At 64.4% G+C, this 22,298-nt stretch carries 18 protein-coding genes; 15 read left to right on the plus strand and 3 right to left on the minus strand.

Going from position 1 to position 22,298, the window contains the following annotated elements; genetic code table 11:
- The first annotated feature begins 15 nt into the window (after positions 1-15).
- From ACEWPL_RS13895 to ACEWPL_RS13925, 7 genes are all read left to right on the plus strand, one after another.
- Positions 16-1,584, plus strand: coding sequence for a gamma-glutamyltransferase (locus ACEWPL_RS13895; protein WP_393934505.1), 1,569 nt, complete (start codon positions 16-18; stop codon positions 1,582-1,584).
- 3 nt (positions 1,585-1,587) lie between these two features.
- Entirely contained in the window at positions 1,588-2,976 is a 1,389-nt protein-coding gene (locus ACEWPL_RS13900) for a M20 family metallopeptidase (RefSeq protein WP_393934504.1), read from the plus strand.
- A 59-nt stretch (positions 2,977-3,035) separates the two neighbouring features.
- Positions 3,036-4,811 (plus strand): ATP-binding protein, encoded by a 1,776-nt coding sequence (locus tag ACEWPL_RS13905; RefSeq protein ID WP_393934503.1) that lies wholly within the window; start codon positions 3,036-3,038, stop codon positions 4,809-4,811.
- Entirely contained in the window at positions 4,808-6,139 is a 1,332-nt protein-coding gene (locus ACEWPL_RS13910) for a sigma-54-dependent transcriptional regulator (protein ID WP_393934502.1), read from the plus strand. Before ACEWPL_RS13905 ends, ACEWPL_RS13910 begins: the two co-directional genes overlap by 4 nt.
- A gap of 214 nt (positions 6,140-6,353) precedes the next feature.
- Positions 6,354-7,340 carry a TAXI family TRAP transporter solute-binding subunit gene (locus tag ACEWPL_RS13915; protein WP_393934501.1) on the plus strand — a complete coding sequence of 329 codons (987 nt, stop codon included), beginning with the start codon at positions 6,354-6,356 and terminating at the stop codon, positions 7,338-7,340.
- 101 nt (positions 7,341-7,441) lie between these two features.
- Positions 7,442-9,700, plus strand: coding sequence for a TRAP transporter permease (locus ACEWPL_RS13920; protein WP_393934500.1), 2,259 nt, complete (start codon positions 7,442-7,444; stop codon positions 9,698-9,700).
- A 121-nt stretch (positions 9,701-9,821) separates the two neighbouring features.
- A complete protein-coding gene (locus ACEWPL_RS13925; protein ID WP_393934499.1) occupies positions 9,822-10,295 on the plus strand; it encodes a flavin reductase family protein in 474 nt (157 codons plus the stop codon).
- Between the two features lie 6 nt (positions 10,296-10,301).
- On the opposite strand, the gene ACEWPL_RS13930 is transcribed toward ACEWPL_RS13925, so the two are convergent.
- The 3 genes from ACEWPL_RS13930 to ACEWPL_RS13940 form a co-directional block, all read right to left on the minus strand.
- Entirely contained in the window at positions 10,302-11,672 is a 1,371-nt protein-coding gene (locus ACEWPL_RS13930) for a glutamate--cysteine ligase (RefSeq protein ID WP_393934498.1), read from the minus strand.
- A gap of 77 nt (positions 11,673-11,749) precedes the next feature.
- Complete coding sequence (locus ACEWPL_RS13935; RefSeq protein ID WP_393934497.1) at positions 11,750-12,280, minus strand: hypothetical protein; 531 nt, start codon at positions 12,278-12,280, stop codon at positions 11,750-11,752.
- Positions 12,277-13,002: a 16S rRNA (uracil(1498)-N(3))-methyltransferase gene (locus ACEWPL_RS13940; RefSeq protein WP_393934496.1), complete on the minus strand. Its 726-nt coding sequence runs from the start codon at positions 13,000-13,002 to the stop codon at positions 12,277-12,279. Before ACEWPL_RS13940 ends, ACEWPL_RS13935 begins: the two co-directional genes overlap by 4 nt.
- Positions 13,003-13,014: 12 nt before the next feature.
- Between ACEWPL_RS13940 and ubiA the strand changes: the two genes are divergently transcribed.
- From ubiA to ACEWPL_RS13980, 8 genes are all read left to right on the plus strand, one after another.
- Complete coding sequence (gene ubiA / locus ACEWPL_RS13945) at positions 13,015-13,986, plus strand: 4-hydroxybenzoate octaprenyltransferase (RefSeq protein WP_393934495.1); 972 nt, start codon at positions 13,015-13,017, stop codon at positions 13,984-13,986.
- A 61-nt stretch (positions 13,987-14,047) separates the two neighbouring features.
- Positions 14,048-15,964 (plus strand): OmpA family protein, encoded by a 1,917-nt coding sequence (locus ACEWPL_RS13950; protein ID WP_393934494.1) that lies wholly within the window; start codon positions 14,048-14,050, stop codon positions 15,962-15,964.
- Positions 15,951-16,274 carry a hypothetical protein gene (locus ACEWPL_RS13955; RefSeq protein ID WP_393934493.1) on the plus strand — a complete coding sequence of 108 codons (324 nt, stop codon included), beginning with the start codon at positions 15,951-15,953 and terminating at the stop codon, positions 16,272-16,274. The genes ACEWPL_RS13950 and ACEWPL_RS13955 overlap by 14 nt, the downstream gene beginning before the upstream one ends.
- Positions 16,275-16,389: 115 nt before the next feature.
- Complete coding sequence (locus ACEWPL_RS13960) at positions 16,390-17,217, plus strand: flagellar motor protein MotB (protein WP_393934492.1); 828 nt, start codon at positions 16,390-16,392, stop codon at positions 17,215-17,217.
- A gap of 121 nt (positions 17,218-17,338) precedes the next feature.
- Entirely contained in the window at positions 17,339-18,643 is a 1,305-nt protein-coding gene (locus tag ACEWPL_RS13965; RefSeq protein WP_393934491.1) for a flagellar hook protein FlgE, read from the plus strand.
- Between the two features lie 65 nt (positions 18,644-18,708).
- Positions 18,709-20,163: a flagellar hook-associated protein FlgK gene (flgK, locus tag ACEWPL_RS13970; protein WP_393934490.1), complete on the plus strand. Its 1,455-nt coding sequence runs from the start codon at positions 18,709-18,711 to the stop codon at positions 20,161-20,163.
- On the plus strand, positions 20,163-21,170 hold the full coding sequence (locus ACEWPL_RS13975; protein ID WP_393934489.1) for a flagellin: 1,008 nt from the start codon (positions 20,163-20,165) through the stop codon (positions 21,168-21,170). Before flgK ends, ACEWPL_RS13975 begins: the two co-directional genes overlap by 1 nt.
- Positions 21,171-21,223: 53 nt before the next feature.
- A complete protein-coding gene (locus ACEWPL_RS13980; RefSeq protein ID WP_393934577.1) occupies positions 21,224-22,282 on the plus strand; it encodes a flagellar basal body P-ring protein FlgI in 1,059 nt (352 codons plus the stop codon).
- The last annotated feature ends 16 nt before the right edge of the window (positions 22,283-22,298 follow it).

Raw genomic sequence — 22,298 nt, forward strand, 5'->3', positions numbered from 1 at the left:
CTGAGGAACGCTCTCATGGCCTCGTCCCTGTCGCGCACCGCGCGCACCTCCAAGACCGTAATCGAGACCAAGGGCGGCGTCGTCGCGTCTCAGCATCGCCTCGCTGCCGAGGCAGGGGCCGAGGTGCTGCGTGCCGGCGGCGATGCAGTTGATGCCGCCGTGGCGACGTCCTTTGTCGTGGGCGTGCTGGAGCCGTGGATGAGCGGGCCCGCTGGCGGCGGCGCGATGATGCTGTGGCGCGCGGGCGAGGAAAAGGCCGTGGCCGTCAATCACGGGATGCGCTCGCCATCGGGCCTGCGCATCGAGGATTACCCCCTGTCCGGTCGCGGCATTTCCGATGATCTCTTCCCGTGGGAACATGTGACGGGCGATGTGAACGTGCAGGGCGCCAAGGCGATTGCCGTGCCGGGCGTCGTCGACGGGCTGGGGCAGGTGCATCAGCACTATGGCCGGATGCCTTGGCCCGATCTGCTCGCGCCCGCGATTGCCCATGCCCGGCAGGGAATGCTGGTCGATTGGTATGCCGCGCTGGTCATCGCCTCGACCACCCGCGCGCTGGCGGGCGATGCGGATGCGGCCGCGATGTTCCTCGAGGACGGGCAGTGGCCGACCATCTCGGGCTGGACCGCGCTTGCCGAAAAGCGGCTGGATCAAAGCCGCATGGCCGACAGCCTCGGGATCATCGCCAAGGACGGCCCGCGCGCGCTTTATGATGGCGATCTGGGTGTAGCGCTGGCGAAGGACGTGCAGGACAAGGGCGGATATCTGAGCCATGACGATCTGCGCAGCTACCGCGCGCAAATGCAGGCGCCGCTCAGCATGACCTACCGCGATGCGCGGTTTCATCTGGTGGACGGTCTGACCGCCGGGCCGACCTTTGCTCACGCGATGGGTGATCTGGAAACCCGTGACCTTTCCTCCAAGCCCGAGGCCTTCGCCGCTTATGCCGAAGCTCTGCAGGGTGCCTATGCCGCGCGGCTGGGCACGATGGGCGACACCGGGGAGAGCCCCGATGCACCCGGCTGCACCACGCATTTCTCGGTGGTGGACCGCGACGGCAACATGGTCAGCCAGACGCAGACGCTTCTGTCGATCTTCGGCAGCCGCGTCGTGTCGCCCTCGACGGGTTTCCTGATGAACAACGGCATCATGTGGTTCGACCCGGTGCAGGGCCGGCCCAACTCGCTGGGACCGGACAAGCGCTGCCTGATGAATGTCTGCCCCATGCTGGGCGAGCAGGGGGCGCGCCGCTTTGCCTTCGGCGCGTCGGGCGGGCGCAAGATTGTCTCGGCGATGACGCAAATGGCGTCTTTCGTGGCCGATTTCGGCATGGATATCGAAGAGGCGTTTCATCATCCGCGCATTGACGTGTCAGGCGGGCCCAAGGTGGTGGCCGACGAGGCGCATGAACCCGAGGTGCTGGATCGCCTACGCAACGGCAATGAAGTGGTCACCGCCCCGCGCACCGTCTTTCCCTACGCCTTTGCCTGCCCCGCCGGGGTGATGCGCGACGGCGACACCAATACCGGATGCACCGAAATCATGTCGCCCTGGGGCGATGCCGCGCTTGAGACAGAGGACTGAGCCATGAGCCGCGAGACAGCAATCGACACCGTCACCGCCTATTTCGACAAGGGCACTTTCAAATCCGAGCTGGCCGATCTGGTCACCTACCGCACCGAAAGCCAGAAGGAGGGTACCGGCCCCGAGCTGCGCCGCTACCTTACCGAAGCGATGCAGCCCCGGCTGGAAAAGATGGGTTTTGAATGCGAGATTATCGATAATCCCGACCCGCGCGGCGGCCCCCTTCTGATCGGGGAGCGGCGCGAGGGCGACGATCTGCCCACGGTGCTGACCTACGGCCATGGTGACGTGATCCGCGCGCAGGAGGGCATGTGGCGCGAGGGGCTGGAGCCGTTCGAGCTGATCGAGGAGGGCGACCGCCTTTACGGGCGCGGCACGGCGGACAACAAGGGCCAGCATCTGATCAACATCGCGGCTTTGGAGGCGGTGCTCGACGCGCGCGGCAGCCTTGGCTTCAACACCCGGATCGTGCTGGAGATGAGCGAGGAAGTGGGATCGAGCGGCCTGGCCGAGGTCTTCCACAGCCACAAGGACCGGCTGACCGCCGATGTGCTGATCGCATCTGACGGCCCGCGCCTTCAGCCCGAGGTGCCGACCGTCTTCATGGGCTCGCGCGGCGGCGTGACTTTCGATCTGAAACTGACGCTGCGCGAGGGCGCGCATCATTCGGGCAACTGGGGTGGCCTTCTGGCCGATCCGGCGATGATCCTGGCCCATGCGCTGGCCACGATCTGCGACCGGCGCGGGCAGATCCAGATCCCCGAATGGCGCCCCGACAGCCTGACCGACGACGTGCGCGCCGCGCTGGATGGCCTGCCGGTCACCGGCGGCGAAGGCCCCGAGGTGAACGAAGATTGGGGCGAGGAGAGCCTCACCCCCGCCGAGCGTGTCTATGGCTGGAACAGCTTTGCCATCCTCGCCATGACCAGCGGCGTACCCGAGGCCCCGGTCAACGCCATTTCCGCCTCCGCGCGCGCCACCTGCCAGCTGCGCTATGTCGTCGGCACCGACCCCGAGGATATCATCCCCGCACTGCGCCGGCACCTCGACAAGCACGGCTACCAGCAGATCGAGATCGTGCCGCATGATCGCGGCTTCTTCGCTGCGACGCGGCTGGACCCGAAACACCCCTGGGTGCAGTTCGTCACCGGCTCGATCGAGCAGACCGCCGGCAAACCGCCCCATGTGCTGCCCAACCTTGCCGGGTCCCTGCCCAATGACAGCTTTGCTGACATCCTCGGGCTGCCCACCGTCTGGGTGCCGCATTCCTATCGCGGTTGCTCGCAACATGCCCCAAACGAGCATGTGTTGAAATCGCTCAGCCGTGATGCGCTGCGGGTGATGGCGGGCATTTTCTGGGATGTGGGCGCGGGCGGCACGCCAGCGCGGTAGCCTGCGGCATCTGGCGCAGCACTGCGCCGCGCGCTACTCTCGGCGCCATGTTTGCGCGTATGTCACAGATATCGGCGGGATGGCGGCTGGCCCTGCAACTGGGCCTTGCTGCGCTCGTGCTGGCCGCACTGGTCTGGCCGCGGGTCGAGCGGTATTTCCTGCAGGATGCCGCCGCGCAAAACCGCGTGACGCTGCAACTGGTCAGTGACGGCCTGCGCGCCGCGCTGGACCGTTACGCGCCCTTGCCGCACCTGATTGCCGCGCGGCCCGAGCTGGCCGAGCTTTTGCGCAATCCGGATGATCCCGGCACGGTCGAGATGGTCAACGATATCCTCTTGAACACTGCGATTTCCGTCACCGCCTCGGATGTCTACCTGATGGACATGGAGGGGCTGACGCTGGCCGCCAGCTCTTATCGCAAGGAGCGGTCGTTTGTAGGGCGCAATTTTAGCTTTCGCCCCTATTTCACCCAGGCGGCGGCGGGTGGGCTGGGGCGATATTTCGCGTTCGGGATCACATCGGGCGAGCGGGGGTATTTCTTTGCCGCGCCGGTGCGGGACGGGCCATATATTCTGGGTGTCGTGGCGGTCAAATTCACGGTCGAGGCGTTCGAGGACGGCTGGCGGGCGGCATCGTCCGACGTCGTGGTGACCGACCCGGCCGGCATCATCTTCATGGCCAGCCGCCCTGACTGGCGCCTGCGGGCCAGCGTGCCGCTGACGCCCCGCGCGCTCAGCGTGATCCGGGCCAATCAGCAATATCCGGCGGATCGGCTGGCCCTTCTCGATATCGGGGCGCGCTCGGAAAAGGGGGTCGATCTGGCGGTGATCGACGGGACGGAATACATCGCGTCCTCCGGCGATGCGCTGACCAGCGCGGGTTGGACCGTCACGTCGCTGCGCCGTGCCGCGCCTGCGCGCCTTCAGGCGGGGATGATCTTTGCGGCCATCGCGCTGCTGGTCATCCTCGCGATCTGCATCGTCGCCTACCTGCGCCACCGCGCCGCGCAGCGGGTGCAGGTGCACAAGATGCTGGAGCAGCGCGTGGAACAGCGCACCTCGGCGCTGCGACACGAGGTCGAAGAGCGCCGCCGCACCGAGGAGAAGCTGCGCCGCACGCAGGCCGGGCTGGTGCAGGCGGGCAAGTTGTCGGCGCTGGGCCAGATGTCGGCGGCACTGAGCCACGAGTTCAACCAGCCCCTGCAGGCGGTCAAGGCCTATGCCGAGAACGCGCAGACCTTCCTCGACCGTGGCGAAACGGGCGAGGTGCGTGACAATATTGGGCGCATCAGCCGCATGGCTGATCGGATGGCGGCCATATCGCGCCACCTGCGCAATTTCGCGCGCCGCCCCGGCGAGGCGATCGGCCCGGTGCCGCTGAACCTTGTGATCGATGACGCGCTTGCCGTCAGCGCGCCCAAGCTGAAGGCCAGCGGCGTGACGCTGGATTACGCGCCAGCCGAGGGCGCGCCATGGGTGATCGGCGGGCATGTGCGACTGCAGCAGGTGCTGGTTAATCTCATCTCGAACGCCGTCGATGCGATGCCAGGCAGCGGGTTGCTGCGCATCGCCGTTGCGCGGCATCGCGGTGGCTGGAGGGTGACGGTGCGCGATGATGGGCCCGGCCTGCCCGAAGGCGCGGCCGAGCAGATGTTCGACCCGTTCTTCACCACCAAGCCGATGGGGCAGGGCCTGGGGCTGGGCCTGAGTATTTCCTACAATATCGTGCGGGACTTTGGCGGCACGCTCTGGGGCGAGAGCCACCCCGAGGGCGGCGCGATTTTCGGCATTGATCTGGTCGCGGCGGACGCGCCCGTGCAGGAGGCAGCCGAATGACCGACGAGGTGCTGTTCGTCGATGACGAGGAAGAACTGCGGTTTTCCGCGGCCCAGACGCTCAAGCTGGCGGGTCTGAGCGCCTCGGCGGTAGGCGAGGCCGAGCTGGCGCTGGCGCGACTGGCGCGCGACTTTCCGGGCGTTCTGATTACCGATATCCGCATGCCCGGCATGGACGGCATGACTCTGATGCGCCGCGCGCTGGAGATTGACCCAGCGCTGCCGGTCATTATCGTGACGGGCAATGGCGATGTGGAGCTGGCCGTTCAGGCGATGCGGGACGGCGCCTATGATTTTCTCGAAAAGCCCTATGATCCGGCGCATCTGGTGCAGGTCGTGCGCCGCGCGCTGGAAAAGCGGCGTCTGACGCTGGAGAACCGCAGCTTGCGCAATCAGGTTGGCGGGCGCGACGTAATCGAGGCCCGGCTGATCGGGCGCTCGGACGTGATGGTGCGCCTGCGCGAGCAGGTGCGCGCCGTCGCGGCGACCGAGGCGGATGTGCTGATCACGGGCGAGACCGGCACTGGCAAGGAGGTGATTGCGCGCGCGCTTCACCGCGCCTCGGCCCGGCAGGGCAAGCCCTTCGTGCATATCAACTGCGCCGCGCTGCCCCGTGATCTGGTCGAGATCGAGCTTTTTGGCCACGTCGCAGGCGCCTTTGCGGGCGCGCATCGCACGCGCTACGGCAAGCTGGAGCATGGGCGCGGCGGCACCGTCTTTCTCGATGAGATCGACAGCCTCGATACTGGCGTTCAGGCCAAGTTTCTGCAGGCGATCCAGAGCCGCCAGATCACGCCGCTCGGGTCGAACGATCCGGTCGATCTGGATGTGCGCTTTGTCGCGGCGTCCAAGGATCGGCTGGAGGATGCGGTGGAGGAGGGGCGTTTTCGCAGCGATCTGCTTTATCGTCTCAATGTCGTGACCCTCCGCGCGCCGCCTTTGTCCGAGAGGCGCTCGGACATTCCGCTGCTGCTGCTCCATCTCGTCCAGGAGGCGGCGGCGCGCTACAAACGGCCCGCGCCTGATGTGGACCCGGCCGCTCTGGCCGAGGCCGCCGCGCGCGACTGGTCCGGCAATGTGCGCGAGCTGCGCAATGTGGCCGACCGTATGGTTCTGGGCCTGCCTGCCGAGGCGGCGCCTGCCGAGCCCGCGCCGCCCGCCGGGCCGCTGTCCGCCCAGGTCGCGGCGCATGAGCGTGCGCTGATTGCCGCGGCGCTGGCGGCCCATAACGGCGCGCTGAAACCGACCTACGAGGCGCTGGGGATCAGCCGCAAGGCGCTCTACGAGAAAATGCAGAAGCATGGACTAGACCGGGGCGAATTCGCCTGAGCGCCATTTGCAGGGCGCCGAAATGTGTGCCAATCGACACGCGATGTGGTGCCAATGCCCCCTTTTCGACCCATCGCGCGCCGATTTCTGCTATGCTGCCGCCCTGACCCCTCCTATTTCGCTTGCTGCGCGCCTCTGCGCTCCGATCTAGTCGCGCATGGTCGCGGCACCGGGAGGGGGCCGCGCATATCTCATGGACCTAAGGGAGAGAGACATGAAACTCACCGCAATTCTTGCATCCACCACGATCATTATGGCCGCCGGCACGGCCTTCGCGCAGGATGTCGACAAGTCCGATTGGCCCAGCAGCTTTACCGTCGGCACCGCCAGCCAGGGTGGCACGTATTTCGCCTATGGCTCGGGCTGGGCGAATCTGGTGGCCGAAGAGCTGGGTCTGACCGGCGGCGGCGAAGTCACCGGCGGGCCGATGCAGAACATGGCGCTGGTCCACACCGGCGAGGCCGCGTTTGGAATGACCACGATGGGCCCGGCGGCGGAATCGCTGGCCGGCACGAACCCCATCGCACCCGGCCTCGAGATGACGCAGGCCTGCGCGATGTTCCCGATGTATCAGACGCCCTTCTCGGTGACGGCGCTGGCCTCCTCGGGCATCACCTCGGTCAGTGAGATCCCCGATGGCGCCAAGATCGGCTTCGGCCCCGCCGGCTCGACCTCGGACACATATTTCCCGCGCATGATGGACACCTTGGGCGTGAATTACGAGCGCCGCAACGGTGGCTGGGCCGATCTGGGCGGTCAGCTTCAGGACGGTCTTCTGGACGTCATCGCCTTTGCCGCCGGTGTGCCCGTGCCCGCCGTCAGCCAGCTCGAAGTGCAGACCGACGTGAATATCATCGAGTTCACCGAAGAAGAGCAGGCCCAGCTGATCGAAGCCTTCCCGGTGTCGGATTTCTCGATCAAGGCGAGCACCTACAGCACGCTTGAAGAGGATGCGCGCTCGGTCTCGATGTGGAACTTCTCGATCGCGAATTGCGATCTGCCCGCGTCCTTCGTCAAGGCGGCCGTCGATGTCGTCATGTCGGATAACGAGCGCATGGTCGGCATCCACAAGGCCGCAGGTTCGACCCTGCCCGAGAACTGGGACAAGAACAAAGTGCTGAAGTGGCATCCCGGCGCCGCCGAATGGTTCATCGAGAATGCGGGCGCCGACATCCCCGCCGACATGATCTACGGCAACTGATCCATCCGCACTGACAGGCATGCCGCCCCCAAAGAAGGGGGCGGCATGCTACACTTGGGCGCCGCAAACCCTGCGGCGACGCTCCGGGGAGGGGGTTTTGCATGTCGGACCAATTGAAAAGCGATGCCGAAGAGATCGACCCGCAAGGCCCGATCGTGGTCGAGGGTGTCGATGACGAGCCGGTCGAGGCCAATCGTCGCCTCTTTGGCGGGCGCGGCTATCTGTTGGTGGCGGCCTTGTCGGCGATTTATGCGTTTTTCCACGTGGCCGCGCTCAACGGCATGTCGATCGAGGCCTGGACCGGGATCAGCCTCCCGTTTCTTCCGACCTTCCCGATGGAGACATGGAATTTCCGCATCGTCCATGTCGCGGGTGCCCTGATCCTCGGCTTCACGCTCTATTCCGCGCGCGGGTTTCTGGACGAAGGCCAAGGCGGCAGCACGCGGCATCCTCTGGACCTGCTGGCGCTGGCCGCGATCCTGCCGGCGCTCTACTCCATCTACATTGCGTTCGACATTGCCAACCAGATTGCCAGCGGCGTTCAGTGGAACGGCATGAGCCCGGAATTCAAGACGCTCGAGATCTATCACTATGGCCTGCCTCTGGTCGTGGCGACCGCCGCGGGCATCGTCATCGGCTGGGTCCGGGGCCGGGAGCGCGGGCAGATCGCCATCGCCGACCTGCTCCTGTCGCTCTGCGCCATTTCCGTCGCCGTCTATCTCATCACGATGTATGGCACGCTCATGCGCAACTCGACGGGCACGCCCTTCGCGCCGATCGGCATCAGCCTCGCTGCCGTCGCCGGAACCGCGCTCATCATGGAGATGACGCGGCGCGTGGCCGGGCTTGCGCTGATCGTGATCGCGGGCATTTTCCTCGTCTATGTCTTCGTGGGTGATCTGCTGCCCGGCTTTCTGAACGCGCCGAATATCCAGTGGACGCGTTTCTTCAGCCAGGTTTACACCGATGCGGGCATCCTCGGGCCAACGACGGCTGTCTCCTCGACCTACATCATCCTCTTCATCATCTTCGCGGCCTTCCTTCAGGCCTCGAAAGTGGGCGACTATTTCGTCAACTTCGCCTTTGCAGCCGCAGGCCGCGCACGCGGTGGCCCGGCCAAGGTGGCGATCTTCGCCTCCGGCCTCATGGGCATGATCAACGGCACCTCGGCGGGCAATGTGGTGGCCACAGGCTCGCTCACCATCCCGCTGATGAAGAAGGTCGGCTATCACAAGAAAACGGCGGGCGCGGTCGAGGCTGCGGCCTCCACCGGCGGGCAGATCATGCCCCCTATCATGGGCGCGGGCGCCTTCATCATGGCCGAGATCACGGGCATTCCCTATACCGACATCGCCATCGCGGCGATCATCCCGGCGATCCTCTATTTCGTGTCGATCTACTTCATGGTCGATTTCGAGGCGGCCAAGCTGGGCATGCGCGGCATGCGCGAGGACGAGTTGCCGAAGGTCCGCGACATGGTGCGGCGCATCTTTCTGTTCCTGCCGATCATCATCCTGATCTATGCGCTTTTCATGGGCTATTCGGTGATCCGGGCGGGCACCCTGGCGACGGCGGCGGCGGCGGTCGTCTCGTGGCTGACGCCCTACCGCATGGGGCTGCGCAGCATCGTCAAGGCGTTCGAGCTGGCCGGCATCATGTCGATCCAGATCATCGCGGTCTGCGCCTGTGCGGGCATCATCGTGGGCGTGATCAGCCTGACGGGCGTGGGCGCGCGGTTTTCGTCGGTTCTTCTGGGCCTTGCAGACACCAGCCAGTTCATCGCGCTCTTCTTTGCGATGTGCATCTCGATCCTTCTGGGCATGGGCATGCCGACCACGGCGGCCTATGCGGTGGCGGCGTCGGTGGTGGCGCCGGGCCTTGTGCAGCTGGGCATCCCGCAGCTGACGGCGCATTTCTTCGTCTTCTACTTCGCGGTCGTATCGGCCATCACGCCCCCGGTGGCGCTGGCCAGTTATGCAGCGGCGGGCATATCGGGCGCGAACCCGATGGAGACCTCGGTCGCCTCGTTCAAGATCGGTATCTCAGCCTTCATCGTGCCCTTCATGTTCTTCTACAATGGCGCGATCCTGATGGACGGCTCATGGGTCGAGGTGATCCGCGCGGGCGCGACGGCCATCTTCGGCGTGTTCCTTTTGTCCTCGGGCGTGCAGGGCTGGTTCGCGGGTGGGCGCGTGGCGTGGTTCATGCGCGCGGGGCTGGTTCTGGCTGCGCTCTGCATGATTGCTGGCGGACTGATTACGGATCTGATCGGCATCGGGCTGACCGTGCTGCTTTATTTCGTGCAGCGTCGGTTTGCACCCGCTGCGGATGCGCAGATTGCCGTGCGCGGCAGCGACTGAGCCGCGCCCGGCGCGCGGCGCACCGCAAGGGGGTGCATCGCCGGAAAGCTGCCTATAGAAGGGGCGCGTGCCAAATGCGGCGCGCGCCCTATCTAATTCACCGACATTTGCCGGAGCGTTCATGACCGTTACAGATACCCGCGCGCTGCGAGCTGCCTTTGGCCGGTTTGCCACCGGCGTGACAGTGCTGACCACCCGCGAGGCCGATGGGACGCCACGCGGCTTTACGGCCAATTCCTTCAGCTCGGTGTCGCTTGATCCGCCCCTGGTGCTGGTCTGCATCGGGAACAATGCGCATAGCGGCCCCGCCTTTCGTGCGGCGCCGCATTTTGCGGTCAATATTCTCGGGGGGGCGCAGAAGGAGACGGGTAAGCTCTTTGCCTCGCACCGCGATGACAAATTTGCAAAAGCTGATTGGTATGCCGGAACACATGACATGCCGCTTATGAATGGCTCGCTTGCCACATTGATCTGTGCGCAGCACAAGCTGGTGGAGGCGGGTGATCATGTGATCCTGATTGGTGAGGTTCTGGAAACGGCCATCAGCGATGGCCCCGCCCTCGGCTATCACCGGGGCGAGTTCATCACGATCTGAGGCGGATCAGTAGGAATATTCGCCGTAGATCCGGCTGAGATCGCCGTTCCATTCGCCATGATAGCGCGCCAGCAACTCGTCCGCCGGGGTCTGGCCCGACTGGATGCTTTCGCGCAAGGCGTTGAGGAAATGCGTCTCGTCCGGGATGAGCCCCTCGGCGCCGGGGCGCGCGCGGGCCTTCAGCCCGGCCTCGGAGATATTCAGCACCTTCTGGGCGAGGTCGTGCATGTCGATTCCGTCCACTTTCGCCTGCAGGCCATCGACGCTGGCCGCGACACGCAGCGCCTCGCGCTGCTCGGCGGTCCAGCCGCGGGCCAGATCCCACGCGGCATCAAGGCTGGAGGCGTCATACATGATGCCTGTCCAGAAGGCGGGCAGGGCGCAAAGGCGCCGCCACGGGCCGCCATCGGCGCCGCGCATCTCCATGAATTTCTTGATTCGGGCCTCGGGGAAGATTGTGGTCAGATGATCGGCCCAGTCGGACAAGGTCGGCTTTTCTCCCGGCAGGGCCGGCAATTCGCCGCGCAGGAAGTCCCGGAAGGACTGGCCCAGCGCGTCCACATACTTGCAGTCGCGGTAGACGAAATACATCGGCACATCGAGCGCGTAGTCCACGTAACGCTCGAACCCCATTCCGTCCTCGAAGACGAAGGGCAGCATGCCGGTGCGGTCGGGGTCCAGATCACGCCAGACGCGGCTGCGCCACGATTTGTGACCGTTCGGCTTACCCTCGAAGAAGGGCGAGTTGGCGAAAAGCGCGGTTGCGACCGGCTGCAATGCCAGCGCCACGCGGAATTTCTTGACCATGTCTGCTTCGGAGGAAAAATCCAGATTGACCTGCACGGTGCAGGTACGGCGCATCATGACCCGGCCCATCGTGCCGACCTTCTGCATGTAGCTGTCCATCAGCTTGTAGCGACCCTTGGGCATGAGCGGCATGTCCTCATGCCTCCATTCCGGCGCGGCCCCAAGGCCGATGAAGCCGACGCCGACGCGGTCGGCCACATCCTTGACCTCGCGCAGATGGCTGTTCACCTCGTCGCAGGTGCCGTGGATCGTTTCCAACGGGGCGCCTGAAAGCTCAAGCTGTCCGCCCGGCTCGAGCGACACGTTCGCGCCGTCCTTTTCCAGCCCGATCAGGTTGCCATCCTCGGTGACGGGCGCCCATCCATGCGCGTCGCGCAGCCCTTCCAGCACGGCCGAAACGCTGCGCTCACCGTTATAAGGGATGGGCTGATGCGTATCCTTGCAATAGCCGAACTTCTCGTGCTCGGTGCCGATGCGCCAGTCTTCCTTGGGCTTGTTTCCAGCCTCGAGATATTCGGCCAACTGGCTGTGGTTCTCGATCGGCCCGCCGCCGGATTGGGGAATGGACATGGGCAGAGCCTCCGCTGAAATTCAGAATCCAGTAGGTGGCGCGCGGGCGAGGGGGTGTCAACCCGCGCCGCGCAAGTTCAGGTGAGGCGCAGATGCGGTGCTTCGGTGCCCGGACGCCGCCACAGAAGGGTCCGGCCCGCATCCTTGCGCCGCATTTCGGCCAACATCCGCTCGGTCTTCATGCCCGGCAAAGCGGCGAAAACGTCGAAAAGCGCATCGGCTCCGCTGGCCGTCAGCGGGATCATCACATCCTCCTGTCCCGGCTGGCTGAGCGCCCAATGCGCGGGCTTGCCCGTGCGGTCGAGCGCCAGCGCCGTCATTTCCGAGCGCGCGATGACCCCGCCGCCCAGCGGGCCGAAATAGCCGATCGCGCCCTCGTCGATCTCCACCACGCCCGGCCCGCCCGCGCCACCCGCAAAGCGCATGCGCTGCGCGGCGGCGATAAGGGACACGGCGCCCAGCAATGCAATGGCGCAGCCCAGCCAGAAGGTGATGCCATAGCTGCCAAGCGCGACCATAGCGCCGATGGCGATGATGCCGAGGCTGATCAGGACGCCCTGCCAGCGGCTGAGAGATTGCAACGCCTCGGGGCGCATGAAGCGGGTCATGTCCAGTCGCCCATCGCGCTTTGCCAGAGGGTCAGTGCGGCGACGGCGGCGGTGTCAGCGCGCAGGATGCGGGGCCCAAGGCGGGCGGCATGGGCGTAGTGAAGGCTGGCAAGACGCGCGCGCTCGGCCTCGGAAAATCCGCCCTCGGGGCCGATGAGGATGGCCCAGGGGCCGACGCCTTTAGGTAGGTCCAGCGCGCCGCCGCCTGCCAGCGCCTCGTCGCAGAACATGATGCGGCGGGCGGGATCCCAGCCGTCCAGCAGCGTGCCCAGCTTGGCCAGATCATCGACGGGGGGCACGAAGGTGCCGCCGCATTGCTCGGCGGCCTCAACGGCATGGGCCTGCAGGCGGTCCTGCCGGATGCGCTCGGAATTGGTGAAGTCGGTCTGGACGGGGCAGATGCGCGCGGCGCCCATCTCGGCCGCCTTTTCGACGATGAAATCGGTGCGGGCCTTCTTGATCGGCGCGAAGAGCAGCCAGAGGTCGGGCGGCATCCGCAGGGGGCGGGTCTGTTCGCGGCACTCGAGCGCGCCGGCCTTTTTCCCTGCCTCGCTGACCTCGGCCAGCCATTCGCCATCCTGCCCGTTGAAAAGCGCCACGGGCGCGCCGAGGCCCTGTCGCATCACCCCGAAAAGGTAATGCGCCTGTGCCTGTCCGAGACGAACCGTTTGCCCCGGCCCCAATGGCTGCTCTACATACAATCTGATCTTGGCGGTATTCATGGGGCGCACCATATGACTGACGGCGATACGAGACCAGAGGGCACCGCGAGCGATTCTGTCGCGGACTCCGTGCGCGGTAACTGGGTGGACCGCTATGCCGCCGCCCCGATGCGGCCCTACCTGCGGCTCAGCCGGGCAGACCGGCCCATCGGCACGTGGCTGTTGCTGTTGCCCTGCTGGTGGGGGCTGGTTCTGGCGATGTTGCATGACGGGCAGGCGCGGTGGTTCGATTTGTGGATCTTTGGCGGTTGCGCGATTGGCGCCTTCCTGATGCGAGGCGCGGGCTGCACATGGAACGACATCACTGATCGGCATATAGACGGCAGCGTCGCGCGCACCGCCTCGCGGCCCATTCCCTCGGGGCAGGTCAGCGTGATGGGGGCGCTGGTCTGGCTGACGCTGCAGGCGCTGATCGCCTTTCTGATCCTGCTGACCTTTCCGGCCATGGCCATCGGCCTTGGCATCCTCGCGCTGGCGCCTGTCGCGGTCTATCCCTTTGCCAAGCGGTTCACGTGGTGGCCGCAGGTTTTCCTTGGGACCGCGTTCAACTGGGGCGCCCTTCTGGCTTGGACGGCGCATACCGGGCGGCTGGAATGGCCGGCGGTGATCCTCTACCTCGCGGGCATTGCGTGGACGCTGTTCTATGACACGATCTATGCCCATCAGGATGCCGAGGATGACGCGTTGATCGGGGTGAAATCCACCGCGCGCCTCTTTGGCGACCGCTCGCCCACATGGCTGCGGCGGTTTCTGGTGGCCGCCGTGCTGCTGATGACGGCCGCGGTGATTCTGGCTGCAAAGGGCGGCGATCCGATGGCGCTATTGGTCGCACTTCTGGGGCCATGGGCGCTGGGGCTGCATCTGGTATGGCAGATGACGCGCCTTGATACACAGGACATGCAGGGCCTTTTGACCCTCTTTCGGTCCAACCGGGATGCGGGCCTTTTACCCTTGCCGTTTTTCGCCGTCGCGCTGCTGGTGTGATTGAATTACGGGGGGCGGAGGCATAAACAATGGCTCAGGTTTCACAATGATCGGGCCGTTCATGCGCCTTTCTTCCATATTCGCGATTGCCGGAACGTTTTTCCTTGCCGCGATCCTCTGCCTTGTCGCCGCCGGGTTCTCTGTGCGCGTGATCGAAGACAACGCCCGCCACAGTGTGCGCAGCGAGCTGGACAAGGAAGGCATGACCTGGACCGAGGTGGATGCCGATGGTCTGCAGGTGTTTCTGGCGGGCGTCGCGCCCAGCGAGGCCAAGCGGTTTGCGGCGCTGACAGTGGCGGGGCGGATCGTGGATGCGGCGCGCGTGATCGACCAGATGCTGGTCGAGGATAGCGCCGAAATCGCGCCGCCGCGCTTTTCGGTCGAGATTCTGCGCAACGATCATGGCATTTCCCTGATTGGCCTCATTCCGGCCGAGATGGACCGCGAGGGATTTCTGGAGGAATTGCAGGACGTGGCGGATGGCGCCGAGGTGACCGACCTTCTGGAGGCGGCCGACTACCCTGTCGCCAGCGGCTGGAACGCCGCCGTCAGCTATGCCGTGCGCGCGCTGGACCAGCTGCCGCGCGCCAAGATCTCGGTCGATGCGGGGCGGGTGGCGATCATCACAATGGCCGACAGTCCCGAAGAGAAAATCGCACTGGAGCAAAGCCTGCAGCGCCGGGTGCCGTCGGGCCTGCGCGTGTCGGTCAACGTCTCGGCGCCGCGCCCGGTGATCACGCCGTTCACGCTGCGCTTTCTGATCGAGGACGGGGTCGCCCGGTTCGATGCCTGCTCAGCCGATACGCCCGAGGCGCAGCGCCTCATTATAGAGGCCGCGCGTGAGGCCGGCCTTGAAGGCGAGGCTGATTGCACGATCGGCCTTGGCGTGCCGACGCCCGAATGGGGCAAGGCCGGCGCAATCGCCATCAAGGCGCTGGGCGAGCTGGGCGGCGGAAGCATCACCTTCGCCGATGCGGATATCGCGCTGATTGCGGCGCAGGGAACGCCCGAGGGCAAGTTCGACGACATCGTCGGCGGCCTGAACAGCGATCTGCCGGATGTCTTTGCCCTCCATGCCGTTCTGCCCCCGCCCGAGACCGAAGGCGCGCCGGTCATCCCCGAGTTCGTGGCCACCCTGTCGCCCGAAGGGCTGGTTCAGCTGCGCGGCAAGCTGGGCAGCCAGCGCCTGCGCGATACGGTCGACAGCTTTGCCAAGGCGCGGTTCCGCTCGGACGCGGTCTATAACCGGGCCCGCGTGGTCGAGGGACTTCCTGCGGAATGGCCGCTGCGCGTGCTTACCGGGCTGGAAGCGCTTGGGTTTCTGGCGCAAGGGGCGGTTGTCGTCACGCCGACCGATCTGACCGTCACCGGACAGACCGGCCGCAAGGAAGCGGGCGCGCAGATTGCAGGGCTTCTGGCCGACAAGCTCGGCGACGCGGCGCAGTTCAATATCGACGTTGACTACAAGGAGGCGCTCGACCCGGTGGCGGGCCTGCCGACGCCTGAGGAATGCGTGGCGCAGATCGCCGCTATTCAGGATGAGAACAAGATCAATTTCGAGCCAGGCTCCGCCAATATCGATGGGAATGGCGCGGCCATCATGAACGATATCGCGGATATTCTAGACAAGTGCGGCGAGATCCAGATCGAGATCGGCGGCCATACCGACAGCCAAGGCCGCGAGGAAATGAACGAAGAGCTAAGCCAGAGCCGCGCCAACGCCGTCCTCGATGCGCTGCGCGCGCGCCGGGTGCTGACGTCAAGCTTTACCGCCAGGGGCTATGGCGAGAGCCAGCCCATCGCCGGAAATGACAGTGAGGAAGGCCGCGAAGCCAACCGGCGCATCGAGTTCAAGCTGATCGAGGCCGAACCCGCGCCGGACCCGGAGAACTCGGGGCTTGAAAGCCTTGAAGAAGAGGGGCAGGAAGAGACGGAGACAGGCGAAGCGGCAGAAGGCTCGGGCGATGAACAGAACTGAGTTTATCATCGCCACGGCGATCATCCTCTTCGTTGCCTTTGCGCTGGGCTGGTTCGCCAACTGGGTGGTTCACAGATTCATCCGCGTCTCCCACTCCGATGTCGGCGAACTGGACCGCATGGCCCAGGAATTGCACGAGGCCGAGGAAACGCGCGATCAGGCGATCACCTATCTGCAGCAGCGCGAGGCGGAGTTGACCAATCAGCTGGTCCAGACCGAGGCCGAACTGGCCGCCACGATGGACGGGCTGCGCGAGGCGCGGCAGGAGGCCGAGCATATGCGGGCCCATATCGAGCGTGAGCAAGGCTGACGCTGATCCCTCGCCTACGTCCTGGCCTGCCAAAACCGTTACAAGTTGAAGTGTTAACGGCGCGGTAAGAGCTGGGCTGATATCTCTGGTCTCGGGTGAGACAAGAGGTGGTGAGATGAGCGCGCAAAGCAATGCGGCGCCGGTCATCATCAAGAGAAAGAAAATCGTCGGTGGTGGCGGGCATCATGGTGGTGCCTGGAAGGTCGCGTATGCGGACTTTGTCACGGCGATGATGGCATTCTTTCTGTTGATGTGGCTGCTGAACGCGACAACGGAAAAACAGCGCAAGGGTTTGGCCGACTATTTCAGTCCGGTCGTGCCGATCAGCCGCGTCTCGGGCGGCGGCGAAGGGCATTTCGGCGGCGAAAGCGTCATGGCCGAGGATACCTTGTCCAGCGACGGCTTTGGCGCGTCGGCGATGCGCGCCAACGAATCGCACATGGCGCGCGGCCAGACGGGAGTGGATGCGGACCTGCAGGATCTGCAGCAAAAGATCGACGAAACCCTGAACGGCACCAATGGCGAAAGCACGGTTTCGTCCGAGTTGAAGCGGCACATCATCACCCGCGTGACCGATGAGGGGTTGGTGGTCGAGCTGTTCGATATCGCGAACGCGCCTCTCTTCGAAGAGGGGGGAACCACCCCGACCTCAACGCTGCGTCAGCTGGCGGATCTGCTGGTGGACGTGGGCGGCATGGTCACGAATTCCGTTGCCGTCGAGGCGCATTTGCGCGCGGCCCCGGTTGTCCTAAAGGAAAACCGGGCCTGGGATATCTCGACCGAGAGGGCGCAGGTCATGCGCGGGCTGTTGATGGATAGCGGGCTCGCGCCTCAGCGGGTGTCGCGCGTGACAGGCCATGCAGATCGGGACCCGGTGGTTCGAAATCCGATGGCCGTGCGCAACAATCGGGTCGAGGTGGTCTTCTTGCGCCGGCCGACCTGAAACAGGCGGTCGTCCAAAATGCAGGCCGGATTGAATTGGATTTTATCTGTTAGGCGGATGTTAAAGGAGCGCGCGTAAGTCTGGTCGTCGATCAAGGTCGATGCAGCAGAAAGGCGTATCCATGACAATCTCTTCTTCGCTCAATGCGGGCGTGGCGGCGCTCAATGCCAATGCCAACCGCCTCGCGGCGATTTCAGACAATATCGCCAATTCGGCGACCTACGGCTACAAACGGGTCGAAACGGATTTTCAGTCGATGGTGATCAGCGGATCGGGCGGCAGCTATTCTGCCGGGGGCGTGCGGTCGTCGACGCAGCGCCTGATTGACCAGGGTGGCTCTCTCAGCACCACATCCAACGCAACGGACCTGGCTGTGCGCGGTCGCGGGATGCTGCCCGTGGCGCGCGCCAGTGAAGTGGCGCTGGACAATGGCGGCCAGCAGATGCTGCTGACGACAACGGGATCTTTCCGTCCCGATGCCGACGGCCTTCTGAAGACAGAAAATGGCCTGGTTCTGCTTGGCTGGCCTGCCAATCCCGATGGAACGATGTCACAATTCCCGCGTGATACGGCAGACGGGCTTGAGCCCGTGCGCATCAACGCCAATCAAGTCACAGGCGAGCCGACGACCTCGATCAGGCTGGGGCTCAACCTGCCGGCCACGGATACAAATGCAGGGGCCGCGGGCATTCCTCAGACGATGTCCGTCGAGTATTTTGACAATTTGGGCAAGCCCGAGACCGTGCAGATCGACTTTGCTCCCACCATTCCCGGCACGGGCAATTCGAATGAATGGGCCATGACGCTGCGCGATTCTGCCCAAGGCGGGGCCGTCATCGGCGAGTACACACTGAATTTCAATGACTCCCGGACAGCCGGAGGTACCCTCGCCAGCGTAGTGTCCGCCGGTGCCGGAGGGGCATATGACGCGCTTACGGGATCAGTAATCGTGAACGTCAGTGGTGGCCCGGTCGAGGTCAACATCGGCACGCTCGGTGCCCGGGATGGTATGACTCAGCTGGGTGAGAAATTCCTGCCTTTGTCCACCTCGAAGGACGGTTCTCCGGTTGGGAACATGACCTCCGCAAAGGTGGATGAAAACGGGTTCGTCCATGCGTCCTTTGACACCGGAGTGACGCGGATCATCTATCAGGTGCCGTTGGTCGATCTGCCTAATCCAAACGGTATGATCTCCCTTGATCAGCAGACATACATGCCCTCACCCGAGAGCGGCTCTTTCTTCCTTTGGAACGCGGGTGACGGCCCTACCGGCGATGTTGTCGCCTTCGCCCGAGAAGAAAGTGCAACCGACGTGGCGGGCGAATTGACCGACATGATCCAGACTCAGCGCGCCTATTCGTCAAATGCGAAGGTCATTCAGACCGTCGACGAGATGTTGCAGGAAACAACCAACATCAAGCGTTGATAAGTCGTGTGTCCCGGACGCAGGTCCTGTGTCCGGCCCTCCAATCCCGATAGAAAGTCACTCCGATGAGCATCTCCTCCGCCCTGTCGAGCGCCCTGTCTGGTCTGGCCGCAAACTCGCGCGCCGCGGGGGTGGTATCGGCCAACCTGGCAAATATTCAAACGGACGGATACGGGCGGCGGGAGCTCGAGCTGTCGCCCAACGGATATGCCGGCCTTGGCGGCGTGCGTGTCACCGGGATCACGCGGCATGTCGACAGTGCTGTCCTATCTGATCGCCGGCTTGCAGGCAGCGAAGTGGCCCATACCCAGACCCGCGCACAGTTCCTGCAAGGCATGCAGACCAGCATCGGCACGCCCGAGGAGGCAGGCTCGCTCTCGGCGCGGATCGCGGCGCTCGAGGCATCTCTCATTACCGCCGCCAGTCAACCCGAAGCGGCCGACCGGCTGCAGCAGGTCAGCTTGCGCGCGGCGGAGGTCAGCAAGGCCTTCAACGACATATCCGGCGATATCCAATCCCAGCGCATGCGCGCGGAAGAAGAGATTTCCCTGGCCGTCAAAGCTCTGAACGCCGATCTTGAGCAGGTTCACAAACTCAATATCCAAATCCAGGACGCGCAACGCAAGGGCGCGGATGCGTCTGGCCTGCTCGATCATCGGCAAGTGGTTATAGACCGTGTGGCGGAAATGGTGCCGGTTCGCGAGGTCCAGCGCGACGACGGCGCCGTTGCGCTGATGACGCCTGCCGGTGCACTCCTGGTCGATAGCTCGAGCGCGAAGCTGGACTTCACACGCACGAATATTATCGAGCCGCATATGAGTCTCGACAATGGTTTGCTCTCGGGGATTCAACTGAATGGCAAGGATGTCGCGCCATCAGGCATGCGCAGCCCCCTAGCGGGGGGGCGCCTTGCGGCACTGTTCGAGGTGCGCGACTCGCTGGCGGTCGACTCGCAGCGGCAGGTCGATGCACTGGCGCGCGACATGATCGAGCGGTTTCAGGACCTGCCTTGGGATGCCACAATCGGCAGCACGGATGCCGGCCTTTTCACCGACGCGGGCGCACGTTTTGATCCGGCAAATGAGGCGGGTATCGCAGGCCGGATGACGCTGAATGCGGCGGTTGATCTGGCCCAAGGCGGGGATCCCGCCAAGCTGCGCGATGGTCTGAGCGCTACAGTGGCGGGCCCCTCTGCCAATGCGGCGGTCCTGCACGGACTGAGCGATGCGTTGTCAGGGCGCGGCACGATGGCCTCGGGCGATCTGGGCGGCGCTGTTGGTTCGCTATCGCAACATGTCGGCAGCATGGTGTCCCAACTCGCCCAGAGCGCGCTGGCAGAAGACCGTGCGGTCAGTTTTGCCGCTGTCCGCCAGTCCGGCTTGGATGAGAGGTTGTCTGCCGACGGGGTCAACTCCGACGACGAAACCGCGCGCCTCCTGCTGATCGAGCAGGCCTACACCGCCAATGCGCGAATGATCCAGACACTCGACGATATGATGCAAACGCTACTGGGAATTTGATGATGATGTTTCATGCGATAGGTGAACTGGCACAGTCCATCTCGATGCGCCGCCAAAGTGCGTCGGTCGAGTCGGACGTCATGCGGTTGACCAAGGAGCTGTCCTCGGGGCAGGCGTCAGACATCTCGCAGCATCTCAACGGCAGCTTCGGGCAGTTGGCGGATATGGAGAACCAGTTGGCGTTGAAGGACGCGTATCGTGCCGCGGGCACTCTGGCCTCCACACAGGCTGCGACGATGCAAAGCGCGTTGGAAATGGTGCAGACCCAAATGACGGATCTGGCCGGACAGGCCATACAGTATGGTATTGGCGGAGGATCCGGACTTGAGGTGATATCGCATGGCGCAAGCGAGGCTCTGAATGCCATGGTCTCGGCACTCAACACCACGGTCGCCGGGCGTCCCGTTTTCGCAGGCACTTCTGTCGGAAGTTCCCCGCTTGCAAGTTCGGCGCAGATCATGGATGCGGCGCGGCTCGCGGTAGCGGGATCCACAGGTGCAAACGCCGTGATGACCGCCCTGGATGATTTTTTCGATACTGCCGGGGGCGGTTTCGAGACGATGATTTATCTTGGCGGAACGGATGATCTTTCGCCTCACCGCCTTGGGAACGGCGAGGAGGTCACCCTGTCGATCCGGGCTGACGACTTGCAGATACGCGCGGCTTTGAAAAACACGGTGATGGCGGCCCTCTCCGGAGATGACAGTCTGGCGCTGAGTGATGGCGAACGCCTGTCCCTCATGCGCGCATCAGGGGCGGCGATGACCGTTGGTATCGACGATTTGATCGGGTTGCGGGCGGATCTTGGCACGGCCGAAGAACGCATAGATCAATCCATGACGCGCAACGCAGCCGAGCAGTCGTCGCTGAAAATCGCCCGCAACGATCTATTGTCCGTCGATCCTTTCGAAACCGCGAGCGCCCTCGAACAGGCGCAATTGCAGCTCGAGATGATTTATACGCTCACAGCGCGGTCGTCGCGCCTCAGCCTGGTGAATTTCCTTTGAAACATCTGATCCTCCAGTTCGCCTGCTTTATTTCGATCATCCTGGCGGTTTCGATGCCTGCCGCGTCCAGCCCGATCCGGATCAAGGATCTTGTGGAGTTTGACGGTGTGCGCGGCAATGACTTGGTCGGCTATGGGCTGGTCGTCGGTCTTAACGGGACGGGTGACGGGCTCAGGAACGCGCCCTTCACCGAGGAAATCATGTCGAACATCCTCGAGCGTCTCGGGGTGAACGTCGCGGGCGAGCAGTTTCGCCCCAAGAACGTGGCCGCCGTCCTTGTGACCGCCAGTCTGCCGCCCTTCGCGCGTGCAGGGGGACAAATCGATGTCACTGTGTCTGCCATCGGTGATGCCGACAGTCTTCTTGGTGGCACCTTGGTCATGACCCCACTCAACGCGGCTGACGGCCAGATTTATGCGGTGGCGCAAGGAACGATCATCGCGGGCGGAGCTGCGGCCAAGGGCGACGCGGCGACCGTCGTGCAGGGCGTTCCCACATCCGGGACCATTCCGTCAGGGGCGCGGGTCGAGCGTGAGATCGCTTTCGAGCTGAATTCGCTCGATCAGCTCAGGCTGGCTTTGAGGGAGCCCGATTTTACCACAGCCGGGCGGATCGAGAATGTCATCAACGGCAGCTTTGGCAGGGCCGTGGCGGTCATGCTGGATAGCGGCACGGTTCAACTCGATATCGCGCGCACGCGTGCGCCCTCCCCGGCTCACGCCTTGGCGCAGATCGAGAATTTGCTGGTCGAGCCGGAGACGAAGGCGCGTGTCGTCGTCGATCAGCGCTCGGGAACGATCGTAATGGGGCAGGACGTGCGGATCAGCCGGATTGCCGTCTCGCAGGGCAATCTGACTCTGCGTGTCGACGAAACCCCCATCGCCGTGCAGCCCAATCCCTTTGCCGAGGGTGAGACTGTCGTCGTACCGCGTACCAATGCCGAAATCGATGAAGAGCCCGGCATTGGCCTGGCCGAGGTGCCCCCCGGCACGACCCTTTCCGAGGTGGTCGCAGGCCTAAATGCGCTTGGCGTCGCGCCGCGGGACATGATCGACATACTCAAAAGCATCAAGGCGGCAGGCGCACTTCATGCAGAGTTTGTCGTACGGTGAGGCGTTCGAGACATGC

The sequence above is a fragment of the Roseovarius roseus genome, from assembly GCF_043355935.2.
GTDB classification, from domain to species: Bacteria; Pseudomonadota; Alphaproteobacteria; order Rhodobacterales; family Rhodobacteraceae; genus Roseovarius; species Roseovarius roseus.